The sequence below is a fragment of the Pseudarthrobacter sp. NPDC058196 genome (assembly GCF_042882685.1).
GTDB lineage: Bacteria > Actinomycetota > Actinomycetes > Actinomycetales > Micrococcaceae > Arthrobacter.
In genome coordinates this window covers 60,597-75,328 of record NZ_JBHVVN010000005.1, presented here as the reverse complement: position 1 = coordinate 75,328, position 14,732 = coordinate 60,597, and the positions used below count along the sequence as shown (strand labels likewise).

Annotated in this window: 12 protein-coding genes; 9 read left to right on the top strand and 3 right to left on the bottom strand. The window is 67.6% G+C overall.

The window, feature by feature from the left end:
- Positions 1–12: 12 nt before the first annotated feature.
- Positions 13–549 (bottom strand): benzoate 1,2-dioxygenase small subunit, encoded by a 537-nt coding sequence (gene benB / locus ACFVVC_RS08535; protein WP_387451332.1) that lies wholly within the window; start codon positions 547–549, stop codon positions 13–15.
- A 33-nt stretch (positions 550–582) separates the two neighbouring features.
- A complete protein-coding gene (gene benA, locus ACFVVC_RS08530) occupies positions 583–1,968 on the bottom strand; it encodes a benzoate 1,2-dioxygenase large subunit (RefSeq protein ID WP_387451329.1) in 1,386 nt (461 codons plus the stop codon).
- A gap of 326 nt (positions 1,969–2,294) precedes the next feature.
- Between benA and catA the strand changes: the two genes are divergently transcribed.
- Together catA and ACFVVC_RS08520 are read left to right on the top strand one after the other, a co-directional pair.
- Entirely contained in the window at positions 2,295–3,176 is an 882-nt protein-coding gene (catA, locus tag ACFVVC_RS08525) for a catechol 1,2-dioxygenase (RefSeq protein WP_387451326.1), read from the top strand.
- Between the two features lie 91 nt (positions 3,177–3,267).
- Positions 3,268–4,545, top strand: a complete 1,278-nt coding sequence (locus ACFVVC_RS08520; RefSeq protein ID WP_387451323.1) for a benzoate/H(+) symporter BenE family transporter — start codon at positions 3,268–3,270, stop codon at positions 4,543–4,545.
- 44 nt (positions 4,546–4,589) lie between these two features.
- Here ACFVVC_RS08520 and ACFVVC_RS08515 read toward each other — a convergent pair whose 3' ends face one another.
- Positions 4,590–4,778 (bottom strand): hypothetical protein, encoded by a 189-nt coding sequence (locus ACFVVC_RS08515; RefSeq protein ID WP_387451320.1) that lies wholly within the window; start codon positions 4,776–4,778, stop codon positions 4,590–4,592.
- A gap of 141 nt (positions 4,779–4,919) precedes the next feature.
- On the opposite strand from ACFVVC_RS08515, the gene ACFVVC_RS08510 reads away from it, so the two are divergent.
- The 7 genes from ACFVVC_RS08510 to ACFVVC_RS08480 all read left to right on the top strand — a co-directional run bounded on the left by ACFVVC_RS08510 (position 4,920) and on the right by ACFVVC_RS08480 (position 14,728).
- The gene (locus ACFVVC_RS08510) at positions 4,920–5,546 is read left to right on the top strand and encodes a TetR/AcrR family transcriptional regulator (RefSeq protein ID WP_387451317.1); all 627 of its coding nucleotides are present in this window, start codon (positions 4,920–4,922) and stop codon (positions 5,544–5,546) included.
- Between the two features lie 101 nt (positions 5,547–5,647).
- Positions 5,648–7,186, top strand: a complete 1,539-nt coding sequence (locus ACFVVC_RS08505; protein ID WP_387451314.1) for an aldehyde dehydrogenase family protein — start codon at positions 5,648–5,650, stop codon at positions 7,184–7,186.
- Positions 7,187–8,824: a GMC family oxidoreductase gene (locus tag ACFVVC_RS08500; protein WP_387451311.1), complete on the top strand. Its 1,638-nt coding sequence runs from the start codon at positions 7,187–7,189 to the stop codon at positions 8,822–8,824. It begins immediately after the preceding gene.
- Positions 8,825–8,971: 147 nt separating this feature from the next.
- Complete coding sequence (locus tag ACFVVC_RS08495) at positions 8,972–10,546, top strand: APC family permease (protein WP_387451897.1); 1,575 nt, start codon at positions 8,972–8,974, stop codon at positions 10,544–10,546.
- A gap of 149 nt (positions 10,547–10,695) precedes the next feature.
- Positions 10,696–11,259, top strand: a complete 564-nt coding sequence (locus ACFVVC_RS08490) for a hypothetical protein (RefSeq protein ID WP_387451309.1) — start codon at positions 10,696–10,698, stop codon at positions 11,257–11,259.
- Positions 11,256–14,123, top strand: coding sequence for an ATP-binding cassette domain-containing protein (locus ACFVVC_RS08485; protein ID WP_387451306.1), 2,868 nt, complete (start codon positions 11,256–11,258; stop codon positions 14,121–14,123). The genes ACFVVC_RS08490 and ACFVVC_RS08485 overlap by 4 nt, the downstream gene beginning before the upstream one ends.
- A gap of 170 nt (positions 14,124–14,293) precedes the next feature.
- The gene (locus tag ACFVVC_RS08480) at positions 14,294–14,728 is read left to right on the top strand and encodes a hypothetical protein (protein ID WP_387451303.1); all 435 of its coding nucleotides are present in this window, start codon (positions 14,294–14,296) and stop codon (positions 14,726–14,728) included.
- Positions 14,729–14,732 lie beyond the last annotated feature (4 nt).

Sequence of the window (14,732 nt, the reverse complement as noted above, 5' to 3'; positions counted from 1 at the left end):
GGCGCGGGCAGGTCAGATCATGTAGACGTCCACCACATGGTGGATGTAGTCGTTCTTCAGGACCACCTTCTTCTTCAGGATCACCGGCTGCGGGCCGGAAAGGTCCAGCGTGTAGTAGCTGGTGCCGAAGTAGGTGTCCGTCGTGTTGTAGCGGAAGTAGAGGGTGAACCAGTTGAAGCGCACCTCTACCGTGCCGCCGTCGTTCCCCAAAACCTCGACGTCCGTGATGTTGTGGCCGGTCCGCGGTTCCGGGAGGGAGGTGGCGGATGACCTGTCGGTCTTGATCCGGAACACCCGGTCCTCGATGCCGCCGCGGTTGTCGTAGTAGATCAGGGAGATCTCCTTCTGGGGGTCCTGCGTCAGCTGGTCGTCCACGTCCCAGGCCGGCATCCAGAATTCGGAGTCCGGGTGGTAGCACTCCAGCCATTCATCGAACTGGCGGTCATCCAGCAGGCGGGCTTCCCGGTAGAGGAACGCCCGGACGGTTTCGAGGGTTGCGATCTCTTCCGCGGTCTTCAGGACCGGAGCGGTGTGGGTCAGGTTGGTCATGGGTTCTGCGCTCTCTGTGGTTTGGGCGGGCTCTCAGGCGGTGACGGGAACGGATTCCAGGACGGAACGCTCCTCTTCCTCCGCCAGGGCCCGGTCCATGACTTCCTTCCAGTACCCGTGCTGGATGGGGTAGAGCCCTTCGTCTTCGGTGCGCACGCCGGAGGCGATCACCCGGGTCATGCCCAGGGCCTGCGCCTGCTCGTCCGGGCCGGTGATCTCATGGGTGGAGCCGCGGGTCATGTCGTTCCACGGGGCGCTGGTGGCCCAGTAGGTCTTGTTGCAGGAGCGGAATTCCTCCAGGTCGTCCGGTGTGGCCATGCCCGTGGCATTGAAGAAGTCCTCGTACTGGCGGATGCGCTTGGAACGGTTCTCCTGGGACTCCCCCTTGGGGGCGATGCAGTAGATGGTCACCTCGGTCTGGTCCGCGGAGATCGGCCGGAAGTGGCGGATCTGAGAGGAGAACTGGTCCATGATGTAGACGTTCGGGTACAGGCAGAGGTTGCGAGAGATGTTGATCATGAAGTTGGCCATCTCCTCGCCGTATTTCTGGACCAGTTCCTCGCGGCGGTCCCAGAGCGGGCGGTCTTCGGGGTTGGTCCATTCCTGCCACAGCAGCAGGTGCCCGTGGTCGTAGGAGTAGAAGCCGCCCTTGACCTTGCCCCATTTGCCGGCATCCATGGCTTTGGTCTTGTTAGCGGAGTCTCCGGCGCTGCGGCGGGCCGTGGTGGCCGCGTAGTTCCAGTGCACGGCGGTGACGTGGTAGCCGTCCGCGCCGTTTTCGGCCTGGACCTTCCAGTTGCCGTCATAGGTGTAGGTGGAGGAACCGCGCAGCACTTCCAGGCCCTCGGGTGACTGGTCCACGATCGAGTCGATGACCTTGGTGGCATCGCCCACGTGCTCCCCGAGCGGGAGCACGTCGGCCTTCAGTGAGCCGAACAGGAAGCCGCGGTAGGACTCGAAGCGGGCCACCTTGGTGAGGTCGTGCGAGCCTTCCTTGTTGAAGGTCTCGGGGTAGCCGGCGTTCCGGGAGTCCTTGACCTTCAGCAGCTCCCCGGAGTTCTTGAAGGTCCAGCCGTGGAACGGGCAGGTGAAGGTGGTGCGGTTGTCCGTCTTGCGGCGGCACAGCATGGCGCCGCGGTGCGAACAGGCGTTGACCAGGCAGTTCAGGTTACCGTCCTTGTCCCGGGTGATCATCACGGGGGTACGGCCGATGTAGGTGGTGAAGTAGTCGCCCACGTTGGGGATCTGCGACTCGTGGGCGAGGTACACCCAGTTGCCTTCGAAGATGTGCTTCATCTCGAGTTCGAAGATCTCCTGGTCGGTGAAGATCTCGCGCTTGGCCCGGATGACGCCGTTATCGCGGTCGTCGATCACGGCGTCGGCAAGGACCTCGCGGGCATGGATCAGGTTCTCGGTCATGGCGTGCTCCTTCATTGGAGATTGCTGGACGGATGGTCGGAGGTCCACTCGGGAAGGGGCTTCGGCGGCGGACGTTGTCCAGCAATTCTTGCCGCTCGTGATTGGCCTCACATCAGGTAAATACCTAGGTTCCACCAAGGGTGTCTTTATGTACTGATAATGACTCAAAAGGCGCCTAGTTGATATTTGTAGCGTCCTTATCTGCGGGCCTACGATTGAGACCGACATCACGCGTGGCGGCGCAGGGCATAACGACTGGCCCCGCAGCCCGCGTCGGGTGCAGGAGCCCTTCCTGTCCCCATTCAATGAGGAAGGTGGACATTGTCATGACCCAAACCCCAACGGACAGCCGCACGGAAAACGAAGGCACCGCCGTCGAAGCAGGCACCAAGGCAACCGAGCGGTTCGCAGCGTCGGGCAAGCTCTCCAAGGTGGAAGTGTCCAAGGAGCGGGTGAGCCTGCTTGCCGGCGCGCTGATCAAGGCCGCCAACGACATCGTCGAGGAACACCAGGTCACCTACGAGGAATACAACGCGCTCAAAGCCTGGCTGATCAAGGTCGGCACCGACGGTGAATGGCCGCTGTTCCTCGACGTCTGGCTTGAGCACACAGTTGAGGACGTCAACTCCCAGGACCGCCCCGGCACCGTGGGCACCATTGAAGGCCCTTACTACGTTCCCAACTCCCCGGAGCTCCAGACGCCCGCCACCGTGGAAATGCGCGACGGCGAAGAGGGCACTCCGCTGCGTTTCAGCGGCCAGTTCACCGACACCGAAGGCAACCCCATCCAGGGCGCCCAGGTGGAGATCTGGCACGCGGACGCCGCCGGCTTCTACTCCCAGTACGCCCCGGGCCTGCCCGAGTGGCTCTTCCGTGCCACCGTCAAGGCCTCAGACGATGGCCGCTTCGAGATCAACACGATGCGCCCGGCGCCTTACCAGATCCCCACGGATGGAGCCTGCGGGCAGCTGATCAGTGCGGCGGGCTGGCACGCCTGGCGTCCGGCGCACATCCACATCAAGGTGTCCGCACCGGGCTACGAGCCGGTCACCCAGCAGCTCTACTTCCCCGGCGATCCCCACAACGCTGACGACATCGCCTCGGCAGTGAAGCCTGAACTGATGCTGGACCCCCGCCCCCGTAACGACGGAAAGGGCGAGGAAGTAGTTTATGACTACGTCCTGGCAAAGCAGGGCCAGAAGAAGTAGCACGCAAACTGGGAGATACCCCCGCACGGAGGCGCTCCGGAGCTGATGCTTCGGAGCGCCTCCGGTTTTTCCGCCCCAGCCAGGAGTTCCGATGAGCCGTCCCCGCCCACATCCGACCGCCAGCTCCGTTGAGCCAGCCCCTCCGGCGCCGGAACCATTGCTGGAGCGCCCGGGGGCCAGGCCCGCAGGCCCGCGCCGGATTCTTCGCGACACAGGCCTGTCCTACATCTCCAACGGCGCTATTGGGCTCATTTTCGCGGCCTCCGGACCCATCGCCGTCACCCTGGCTGTCGGAACGGCCGGCGGCCTGACCCAGGGCCAGCTGTCGTCCTGGGTTTTCGGCATTCTCTTTTCGGGCGGGGCCGCCACGCTGCTGATGTCGCTCATCTACCGGCAGCCCTTGGGCTTCGCCTGGTCCATCCCCGGCACGGTGCTCCTGGGACCATCCCTGCAGCACCTGTCCTTCCCCGAAGTCGTCGGGGCCTTCTTCACCTCCGGCGTGGTGATCCTCGCCCTCGGCGCCACCGGAGTGGTCCGCCGGGCCATGGCGCTGGTTCCCATGCCGCTCGTGATGGCCATGGTGGCCGCGGTGTTCCTGAAGTTCGGTACGGACATCGTTGCCTCCACCCAGGACAACCCGGCCGTGGCTGCTCCGATGGTGGCTGCGTTCCTGGTCCTCACCGCAATTCCCACGCTTGGCAGGTTCCTGCCGCCGGTCCTGGGCACCCTCGTGGCAGGCTGCTTTGCCGTGGCGGTCAGCGGCCAGTTCAACCTGCCGCCCGGCGGACCGCTGCTGGCCACCCCGGTTTTCACCGTCCCTGAATTCACGTGGGCCGCCCAGCTGGAACTGGTGGTTCCGCTGGCCGTCACCGTGCTGTTCGTCCAAAACGGCCAGGGCATCGCCGTCCTCCGCGCCGCCGGCCACCGGCCGCCCGTGAATGCCTTCGCCATGGCCTCCGGCGCGTTCTCGGTGCTGAACGCCGGGTTCGGCGCCGTTTCGGCGTGCGTTACAGGTCCCACCAACGCCCTGTTGACGTCGTCGGGGAGCCGTCAGCGCCAATACACGGCAGCCGTGGCGTACGGCCTGCTGGCCCTGGTGTTCGCGGCGTTTGCCCCTACCCTGACCCGGCTGATGCTGGCCGCGCCCAAGGAGTTCGTCCTGGCACTGGGCGGCATCGCGATGCTGCGGGCCCTCCAGCAGGCGTTCGTCACGGCCTTCGCCACCAGCTTCACCCTGGGTTCGCTGGTGACCTTCGTGGTGACCATCTCCGGCCTGAACCTCTTCAACATCCATGCAGCGTTCTGGGGCCTGGTGATTGGCTACGGAGTGTCCCACCTGCTGGAGCGCGCCGACCACGCCCAGCCCTGAGCCGGACCGGGCGTATCACAGCGGCCGCCGGGGATTCTTCCGCGTCAGCGCGGGTCCGGTTCCACCGCCCAGGCCAGCCGGTGCAGGAAAGTCGCGGTCCTGCTCCTCAACGCCAGCCATGCGGACCGTTTCCACCCGGGCTTGGCGCTGAGTTGCGACGCGTGGGGCTGCGCGCTTTCGCCGGCGCGGAAGGCGCCCGCGAATAAGAGGGCAATGAGGCTGGCGCTTTCCATCGTTCTCCAAGCTGTACTGATGAATCCTGGCTGTACAACCACAGTGCCCGGCAGGAGAAGGCCTCAAACACAATCAACGGTCCAGCAAGTGCGGTGGAGCCGCGTTAGGCACGCGCAACGCACAGGCAATAGTCTGGCCAGATGGGGACCAGTGCCGTGACTTCCGGCGAACAGATGGACAGGCAGACCCGCATCCTTGATGCGGCGATGGATTTGCTGTCCCGCCACGGCATCTCGGGCGTGAGCATGCGCGCCGTGGCACGCGAAGCGGGCGTGGCGCTGGGCCTGGTCAACTACTACTACGACGACAAGACCACCCTGATCCGGGCTGCACTTCGCCGGGTGGATGAGCATGACGTTGCGCTCGTCGCCCCGGACCCGTCACTGGCCCCCGATGAACGGTTGCGCCAAGCACTGCGGCAGGTGGCAGGCGCAGATCTGCTGACCACCCGCTACCTGTCACTGCGCTTGCACCTGTGGGCCCTGGCCCGGGCCGACGAGGATTACGCCCAGATCAACGCCGCCGCGTTCGACCGGTACCTGGACGGGCTCGCCACACTGGTGTCCAATGCGATTCCTGAACTCCCTTGGAAGGCATGCAGGGACCGGGCCGCCGATATTGTCGTCATCCAAAACGGCATGTGGTTGACCGCCCTCCTCGGCGTGGACCGGGCCGCCACCCAGCGGAGCATCGCCCGCACGGAGGAGATCGCCTTCGCGCCGGTTCCTGACGACACAGGAACCTCCCCGGAACCCGGCCTGGCCTGAGGTTAAGCCGCCCTATCACACGGACAGTACCGGGCGTAGCATTGAACGACTGTTCAAGAAAAGTATTGAACAGTCGTTCAATCTCCATTACTGTGCTCGGTATGACTTACGCCACAGCAGACGGAGACGCCGCCGCACGCGCCCTCCCCGACACGCCCCGCACCCTGTTCATCAACGGCCGCTGGGAACCGGCGGCCTCCGGCGCCGCCCGGGAGATCCGCAATCCCGCCGACGGCGAAGTAGTCGCCATGGTGTCCGAAGGCGACCGTGAGGACGCCGAACGCGCCATCGCCGCGGCCCGGGCAGCCTTCGACTCCGGAGTGTGGTCTTCCGTCCCAGCCCCTGAGCGCGGCACGTTCCTGCTCAGGGTCGCCGCCGGCCTGCGGGAGCACCGGGAAAAGTTCGCCCGTGCCGAGTCCCTGGACACTGGTAAGCGCATGGTGGAAAGCCGCATCGACATCGATGACATCGCCGCCTGCTTCGAGTACTTCGGCAGGCTCGCGGGCCAGCAGCCGGGCCGTGTGGTGGACGCCGGGAATCAGGACGTCGTCAGCCGGATCGTCTACGAACCGGTCGGCGTCTGCGGCCTCATCACACCGTGGAACTACCCCCTCCTCCAGGCCGCCTGGAAGATCGCACCCGCGCTGGCAGCCGGCTGCACCTTCGTCCTCAAGCCGGCCGAATTAACCCCGTCCACCAGCATCCTGTGCATGCAGCTGATGCAGGACCTGGGCCTGCCCGACGGCGTCGCGAACCTTCTCACCGGGCCCGGCACCAAGGTTGGGGCACCGCTGTCCGAACACCCCGACGTCGACCTCATCTCGTTCACCGGCGGGCTGGAAACCGGCAAGCGCATCGCCGCCACCGCTGCCGCCACCGTCAAGAAAATTGCCCTTGAACTGGGCGGCAAGAACCCGAACGTCATCTTCGCTGACGCCGACTTCGATGCCGCAGTGGACAACGCGCTCAATGGTGCCTTCGTGCACTCCGGCCAGGTCTGCTCCGCAGGCGCCCGCCTGGTGGTTGAGGAATCCATCGCCGAACGCTTCGTGGATGAACTGGTGCGCCGTGCTGAAGGCATCCGCCTGGGCGGCCCCTTCGACGACGACGCCGAGACCGGCCCGCTGATCTCGGCAGGACACCGCGACAGTGTCCACGAATACGTCCAGCGCGGCATCGCCGAAGGCGCCCGGCTCAGGACCGGCGGCTCGGCGCCTTCCGGGGAGAAGTACGGCGCCGGGTTCTACTACCTGCCCACCATCCTGGACCAGGTGCAGCGCGGCATGTCAGTGGTCACCGACGAGGCGTTCGGCCCGGTGGTCACCGTGGAAACCTTCCGCACCGAGGACGAGGCCGTGGCGATCGCCAACGACACCATCTACGGCCTGGCCGGGGCCGTCTGGACGCAGGACGCCGGGAAGGCCCAGCGAGTGGCGGGCAGGCTGCGGCACGGCACCATCTGGATCAACGACTACCACCCCTACCTCCCCCAGGCCGAGTGGGGCGGCTTCGGCCAGTCCGGCGTCGGCCGCGAGCTGGGCCCCACCGGCCTGGCCGAATACCAGGAAGCCAAGCACATCTACCAGAACACCAGCCCGCAGGTTACCGGCTGGTTTGCTGACCACGGCAAGGAGAACTAGATGCACTACGACAACATTGAGGACGTGAGCGACCGCGGGTTCGACTACGTCGTGATCGGCGGCGGGTCCGCCGGCGCCGCCGTGGCCGCACGTCTCAGCGAAGACCCGGAGGTCACCGTCGCCCTCGTCGAGGCAGGCCCGGACGACCGCAGTATCCCGGAGATCCTGCAGCTGGACCGCTGGATGGAGCTGCTGGAATCCGGCTACGACTGGGATTACCCCATTGAGCCGCAGGAGAACGGCAACTCCTTCATGCGCCACGCCCGCGCCAAGGTGATGGGTGGCTGCTCCAGCCACAATTCCTGCATCGCCTTCTGGGCTCCGCGCGAGGACCTGAATGAGTGGGAGTCCAAGTACGGCGCCACCGGCTGGAACGCCGACGCAGCCTGGCCGCTGTACCAGCGGCTGGAGACCAATGAGGACGCCGGCCCGGACGCTCCCCACCACGGCGGCTCCGGCCCCGTGCACCTGATGAACGTGCCCCCGGTGGATCCTGCCGGCGTCGCCCTCCTCGATGCCTGCGAGCAGACGGGCATCCCCCGCGCGAAGTTCAACACGGGCACCACCGTGGTCAACGGTGCCAACTTCTTCCAGATCAACCGGCAGGCGGACGGTACCCGCGCCTCAAGCTCGGTTTCCTACATCCACCCCATCATCGACCGGCCCAACTTCACCCTGCTGACCGGCCTGCGCGCCCGCCAGCTGGTGTTGGACGCGGACAAGCGCTGCACCGGCGTGGACGTGGTGGACGGGGCATTCGGCCGGACCCACCGCCTCTCCGCGCACCGCGAGGTCATCCTGTCCACCGGGGCCATCGACTCCCCCAAGCTGCTCATGCTCTCCGGCATCGGCCCCGCAGCACACCTCGCTGCGCACGGCATCGACGTCGTTGTGGACTCCCCCGGTGTGGGCGAAAACCTGCAGGACCACCCGGAAGGCGTGGTGCAGTTCGAGGCCACGCAGCCCATGGTGCAGAGCTCCACGCAGTGGTGGGAGATCGGCATTTTCACCCCCACCGAGGACGGCCTGGACCGCCCGGACCTGATGATGCACTACGGTTCGGTCCCGTTCGACATGAACACGCTGCGGCACGGCTACCCCACAACGGAAAACGGCTTCAGCCTGACCCCCAACGTCACCCACGCACGGTCCCGCGGCACGGTCCGGCTGCGCAGCCGCGACTTCCGCGACAAGCCGATGGTGGACCCGCGCTACTTCACCGATCCCGAGGGCCACGACATGCGCGTCATGGTGGCCGGCATCCGGAAGGCCCGCGAAATCGCCGCCCAGCCTGCCATGGCGGAGTGGACGGGACGCGAACTCTCGCCCGGCATCGAGGCCCAGACGGACGAGGAGCTGCGGGACTACATCCGCAAGACCCACAACACTGTGTACCACCCGGTGGGCACCGTCCGGATGGGCGCTGCCGACGACGATATGTCGCCTTTGGATGCCCGGCTGCGGGTCAAGGGGGTCACCGGGCTCCGGGTCGCCGATGCGTCCGTCATGCCTGAGCACGTCACCGTCAACCCCAACATCACGGTCATGATGATCGGCGAGCGCTGCGCCGACCTGATTAAGGCGGATTACGCCGGTGCCGAGGACACAGACAAGGAGCTCACCACTTCCCTGGCCTGAGCGGCGGGCCCCACGGGGCCGCCGCTCCCATGAGCACCAACCCTCAAACAAGCGTTATTCCGCCGCACCCCAGGGCGGCCGGTCACATCGTGCTTTCTGACTTAGGAGTCCGTATTGGAACCCAGCAAGAGTATTGATTCAAGCGGCATGGATGAATTCGGCTACACCCAGACCCTTGACCGGAGCATCGGCAAATTTGCCAGCTTCGCCGCGGGTGTCAGCTACATCTCCATCCTCACCGGTGTTTTCCAACTGTTCTACTTCGGCTTTTCCATGGCCGGGCCTGCGTACGCCTGGTCCTGGCCCATCGTGTTCGTCGGCCAGCTGATGGTGGCCCTGTGCTTCGCCGAACTGGCCGGCCGCTACCCGGTGGCCGGTTCCGTGTACAACTGGGCCAAGCGGCTGGCGTCGGGGACCTCGTCCTGGCTGGCCGGGTGGCTGCTGCTGCTTTCCTCCATCATGGCCTTGGGCTCGGTGGCCTTGGCCCTGCAGATCACGCTGCCGCAGCTCTGGTCCGGTTTCCAGTTCGTCGGTGACGGCACCGGCCCGTACGATTTCGCGATGAACGGCGTGGTGCTGGCCACCATCATGATCACCATCTCCACCCTCATTAACGCGTTCGGCGTGAAGCTGATGACCCGGATCAACAGCATCGGCGTGTTCGTGGAGCTGGTCGCGGCCGTGCTGCTGATCCTGGCCCTGGGCTGGCATGTGGTGCGGGGCCCTGAGGTCTTCTTCCAGACCAATGGCTTCGGCGAAGGCCACGACCTTGGCTTCTTCGGCGTGTTCCTGATCGGCGCCATGGCCTCCGGCTACGTCATGTACGGCTTCGACACCGCCAGCTCCCTGGGCGAGGAGACCAAGGACCCCAAGAAGACCGCTCCCAAGGCCATCCTGCGGGCCGTCACGGCATCGTTCCTGCTGGGCGGCGGAATCCTGCTGTTCGGCATCCTGGCGGCGCCGGACCTCACGGACCCGCAAATCGGCTCTCCCGACGGCGGCCTGCAGCACATCGTGCTCTCCGTCCTGGGCGGCCCGTTCGGCAAGGCCTTCCTGGCCTGCATCGTGGTGGCCGTGGTGGTCTGCACCCTGGCAGTGCACGCCGCCGCCATCCGGATGATGTTCGCCATGGCCCGGGACAACAACCTGCCGTTCAGCCGGCAGCTCAGCAAGGTTGATCCGGTCCGCAGGACCCCCACGGTCGCGGCGATCGTCATTGGTGTCCTGGCTGTCCTGCCGCTCCTGGTCAACGTCACGCAGCCGGCCATCTTCACCATCCTGTCCAGCATCAGCATCGTTCTGATCTACCTGTCCTACCTCCTGGTCACGGTTCCCCTGCTGCGCAGGCGGTTCCTGAAGAAATGGCCGCTGGCCGGGGACGGGTCCGAGCCCGGGTTCTCCATGGGCAAGTGGGGCCTTCCCGTGAACATCCTCGCCGTCCTGTGGGGTGCTGCCATGACGGTGAACCTGGTGTGGCCCCGCCCGGAGATCTACAACTCGGTGCCGCCGTTCGAGTGGTACCTGCAGTGGGGCGGCGTGATCTTCGTGGCCGCCGTGGTGGTTGGCGGGACCCTGCTCTACCGGCTGAAGATCCGCCACCAGACGGGCGTGCTGGCGGAGCACGCCGCTGCGGTCTCCGCCCACCCGTCGTCCAACGACCCCCGGTACGACGCTCCGGAGGAAGCGGTGCCGGCCAACGCTGTCATGGCAACCGAAAGCTAGCAGCACTAAAACAGAACGGTCGACGGCGGCACTCACTTGAGTGCCGTCGTCGGCCTTTTGGCGTCCCGGGCGCCTGCCCATGTTGAGTGCCGCCGTCATACAACGGAACGGCCACCGGATCCGGACCCGCAACGCCCTACCCTTGACAGGTGACATTGACTAAGATCCGCACCGCCGCCGCGGGCTCCCTCGCCGCCGCCGGTCTCCTGCTTACCCTCGCCGCCTGTTCCACGCCGGCCGCCAACCAGCAAAGCTCCGCTTCCCCGGCATCCTCAGCCTCCGCTTCGGCCAGCGCCGCCTCAACATCTGCCGGCCCCTGCACCGGGGTGAAGGTAGTGGTGGATTCCGCCTCCCTGAAGCAGTCCGCCGCCGACACCTCCGCCTGCGTGCCCGCGGACGGACCCACCCTGGCATCGGACGTGCTGGGCAAGGCCAACGTGAAGATCGAGGGCACCGCCAAGTACCCCACGAGCTTCGCGTGCCGCGTCAACGGCGTGCCCGCCGCGGACTTCGACATCAAGCACAAGGGCGGCACCACCCGCGAAGCGTGCGATGACAAAAACACTGTCTCTTACTGGGCCCTCTGGGTGAAGCCCGCCGCCGGCACGTGGGCCTACGCGCAGGAAGGCCTGGACACCCTCAAGCTCAACCCCGGCGAGAGCCTTGAACTGCTCTACACCGTGGACAACGAACCGGCAGCACCCGCGTCATGACCTTCCGGCCCGCGCCGTTACGGGCGGCGGCGGCCCTCGCCGCCGTCTTCATCGCGGCGCGGGTCATCTACCGGGTCCTGTTCAACGGGGCGGGCATCGGGGAGCCGCTCCTGCTGGCCATGCCGCAGGTGCGGCTTCCGGCTCCGTACGCCCACGTGGTGTTCCTGGGCCCGGTCACGGCGCCCGGTCTCTGGCAGGCGGTCCTGTCCGCGTTGCCCATCGCACTCACCATCCTGGCCTTCGGCTTGCTCAATGCGTGGGTGGATGTGTCCCGCGGCTTCGTCCGGCTGGCCCGGGGCGGCCCGCTGCAGGGCGTGGCCCGGATGCTGGTGGTGGCGTGGGCGGCGCTTCCGGCACTTGCCGACGCCGTGGCGTCCGTGCGCCTGGCCTTCCGGTTGCGGGGCGAACGCTTCGGCCCCCGCGCCCTGGTGCCCGTCCTGGAGCGCACCCTCGAACATGCCGCCCGGGTAGCGGCAGCCCTGGAGTTGCGCGGCTTCGCGGGCCGGCCCATACCCCAATCCCCCTCCGGAAGCGATGCACCGCTCGTGGTCCGGGACGCGCAGTTCCGGATTGGCGGGGCACAGGTGAACGCGGTCGGGTTCGCGCCGGCCGGCGGATCCATCACGGTCATCACCGGACCCACGGGGTCCGGCAAGTCCACCGTCCTGCGCGGCATCGCGGGGTTGCTCTCCCACGTCGACGGCGGCGGCATCACCGGAACGGTGCAGGTGGCCGGCGTTGACCGCACTGGTGTGCCGCCGCGGGACACCGCCCGCCTCATCGGCGTGGTCCTGCAGAATCCCCGCGCCGCCTTTGCCAGCACGCGGGTCCGGGACGAGATTGGCCTTGCCCTGGAACTTCGCGGCGTGGCCAGGCTGGCCGCCAAGGCCCGGGTGTTGGAGGTGGCGGAGCGGATCGGGGTTTCGCCGCTGCTGGATCGGCACCTCAGCACCCTCTCGGCAGGCGAGGCAACGCTGGTGGCCATCGCCGCCGCCGTGGTGGACCATCCCGTCCTGCTCCTGGTGGACGAGCCGCTGGCGGACCTGGATTCCAGCGCCCGGGCCCGCGTCACCGCCGTGCTCGGCAGGCTTGCGCACCACTCCGGCGTGTGCGTGATCGTGGCGGAGCACCGGGCGGAAGCGCTGGTCTCCGTCGCCGATTCCTGGTGGTCCTTTGAGAACGGCGCGCTGGTGCCCGGCGCGGCCCCAACGCCCGCGCCCCCGCGTCCCGTTGTTGGTCCGGCCACGGAGCCGCCGGCCTCTGCGCCCGTGCTGGCGGCCGTAAACCTGGCCGTGCACCGCGGCGGCACGCCCTTGGTGCGGGAGGCATCCGTGGCGCTGCACCCCGGCGAGATTGTGGCGCTGGTGGGCCCGAATGGTGCCGGCAAGTCCTCCCTCCTGGTGGCGCTGGCCCTCGGGGAGGGGACCAGCGATGCAAGGACGGACGACGGCGGCCGGGTGGCATTGGTGCCGGACGCCCCCGACGACCTCTTCACCAGGGACACCGTCGCCGCCGAGTTGAGGGCGGCGGAGCGGCGCCTGGCGCGCGGAAAGCAGGGTCAGGCTGCGGAGCCCGGCTTTGCGGCGTCCCGGTTGTCCGTCCTGCGGGGCACCGCCAGCATGCCCATCGGGCACGAGCATCCCCGGGACCTGTCCGCCGGCGAGCGCAGGATCCTTGCCATTACGTTGCAGACCATGGATCGGCCGCAGGTGCTCCTGATTGACGAGCCCACCCGCGGGCTCGACCCCGCGGCGAGGACCGCGGTGGCTGCGGCGTTGCGGTCGGCCGCGGATGACGGCGCCGCGGTCCTGTTCGCCACCCACGATCTCGAGTTTGCGCAGCGGCTTGGGGCCCGGATCCTGCCGATGCGGGACGGGGTGGCGCCGGCCGCCGTGACAGCCGGGCCGGCCGAGCCAGCCGTGCCGGCCAAGTCAGCAGATGTCCCCCCTGCCGTTCCCGCGTCGCAACCCCTGGCCCCGGCCCAGGCCGTCGAGCGCCGGCCTGACCTGCCTGCCGCGAGGCCGGCACGCCGCCCCCGGATGCCGCGGGGCGCCGAGCTGGCCGTCCCGGCGGCAGCAAACCTGGTGGCTTTGGCGGCGTTCTGCTGGCCGCTGCTGGCCGCGGCGCTGCCGCAGGATGCCGCGGCGGCCACCCCGTACGCTGCCCTGGCCATCGCACCCCTGGCGGCGGCCGCCGTCGTGGTGTCCCTGGACGGCTCGGTCCGCTCGGCACACACCGTGGCGCTGCTCGGCGTCCTCGCCGCGGTGGGTTCCGCTGTCCGGGTGGCGAGTACCGGCGTCGGCGGCGTGGAGGCCGTGTTCATCCTGCTGGTCCTGGCTGGCCGGGCGTTCGGTCCGCGGTTTGGCCTGCTCCTCGGCGCTGCCACCATTGCGGTCTCCAGCGCGCTGTGGGGCGGCATCGGGCCGTGGACGCCGTTCCAGATGTTCGCCTGCGCGTGGGTGGGTGCGGGGGCCGGGCTGCTCCCCCGCCGGGTGCGCGGCAGGGCAGAGCTGTGGATGCTTGCCGGGTACGGCGTGGTGGCGTCCTATGTGTTCGGCCTGCTGCTCAACCTGTGGTTCTGGCCCTTCGCGGTGGGCAGCGGCACCGGGATTTCCTATGTGCCGGGCGCACCGCTGGGGACCAACCTCAGCAGCTTCCTGCTCTACTCACTGCTGACGTCGACGGCGGGCTGGGACACCCTGCGCGCCGTCACCACGGTCATCGGCATCGCCGTGGTGGGGCGGGCTGTCCTGGCCTCGCTCCGGCGGGTGAAGCCGGTGGCCGGCGCCGCTTCCAGCGCGGACGGCCACCGGGCCCATGCCCCGTCAGCACACGCCCGGGACCGGCGCCAGCTCACACCTTGAAGTACTTGGCCTCCGCCTACCGACGCCCAGCGCAGGTAAATGCCGTCGCCGGATTCGGGTACCTGCCACCCGGGTGCCCGTCAGACCGCGGCCGTACCGTGGAGGGAGACGTTGCTGCGCCCCTACGCGCGGGGATGAAGCGGCAAGATATTTGAAGGAGAACGGCCCGCATGACCCCTCGAGAAACACCGACCTACGAGCCGACGCACTACGACGCTGGATGGCGGTTGAAGCCGCGCCCGTGGCCTGTTGGCCCCAGCGAGAGCTACGGCAAAGTGGACTTTGACGACAGAGAGGGAAATTCCGTCCTCACCCTCTACATCCAGCGCGCGCCCGAAGAAGGTTACGTCCTCCACGTCGAGCACTTAGCCGCGCCGTTGCGGGTGGACGGCACGCTCCTTCGCCTGAGCCCGGTTCCTTCCGTGGACAGGGAGGCCGCGGCCTACCGCCGGATCTCAGCTGCACGTACGGCTGCCGCGAAGGCCGAGGCCGAGCTGGACGCAGCCGTCAGCGCCGCGCGCGCGAAGGGCGACTCGTGGGAGGTGATCGGTGCCGCCCTCGGCACATCCGCCCGAGCTGCCCGGGAGCGGTTCGGACACCACTGAACCG

Bases quoted from the DNA above. Each gene is read 5' to 3' on its own strand.
- ACFVVC_RS08500 (WP_387451311.1), top strand. From the start codon at position 7,187: ATGCACTACGACAACATTGAGGACGTGAGCGACCGCGGGTTCGACTAC.
- ACFVVC_RS08520 (WP_387451323.1), top strand. From the start codon at position 3,268: ATGAGCCGTCCCCGCCCACATCCGACCGCCAGCTCCGTTGAGCCAGCC.
- benB (WP_387451332.1), bottom strand. From the start codon at position 549: ATGACCAACCTGACCCACACCGCTCCGGTCCTGAAGACCGCGGAAGAG.
- catA (WP_387451326.1), top strand. From the start codon at position 2,295: ATGACCCAAACCCCAACGGACAGCCGCACGGAAAACGAAGGCACCGCC.
- ACFVVC_RS08485 (WP_387451306.1), top strand. From the start codon at position 11,256: ATGACCTTCCGGCCCGCGCCGTTACGGGCGGCGGCGGCCCTCGCCGCC.
- ACFVVC_RS08515 (WP_387451320.1), bottom strand. From the start codon at position 4,778: ATGGAAAGCGCCAGCCTCATTGCCCTCTTATTCGCGGGCGCCTTCCGC.
- ACFVVC_RS08480 (WP_387451303.1), top strand. From the start codon at position 14,294: ATGACCCCTCGAGAAACACCGACCTACGAGCCGACGCACTACGACGCT.
- ACFVVC_RS08510 (WP_387451317.1), top strand. From the start codon at position 4,920: ATGGGGACCAGTGCCGTGACTTCCGGCGAACAGATGGACAGGCAGACC.
- ACFVVC_RS08495 (WP_387451897.1), top strand. From the start codon at position 8,972: ATGGATGAATTCGGCTACACCCAGACCCTTGACCGGAGCATCGGCAAA.
- ACFVVC_RS08505 (WP_387451314.1), top strand. From the start codon at position 5,648: ATGACTTACGCCACAGCAGACGGAGACGCCGCCGCACGCGCCCTCCCC.
- benA (WP_387451329.1), bottom strand. From the start codon at position 1,968: ATGACCGAGAACCTGATCCATGCCCGCGAGGTCCTTGCCGACGCCGTG.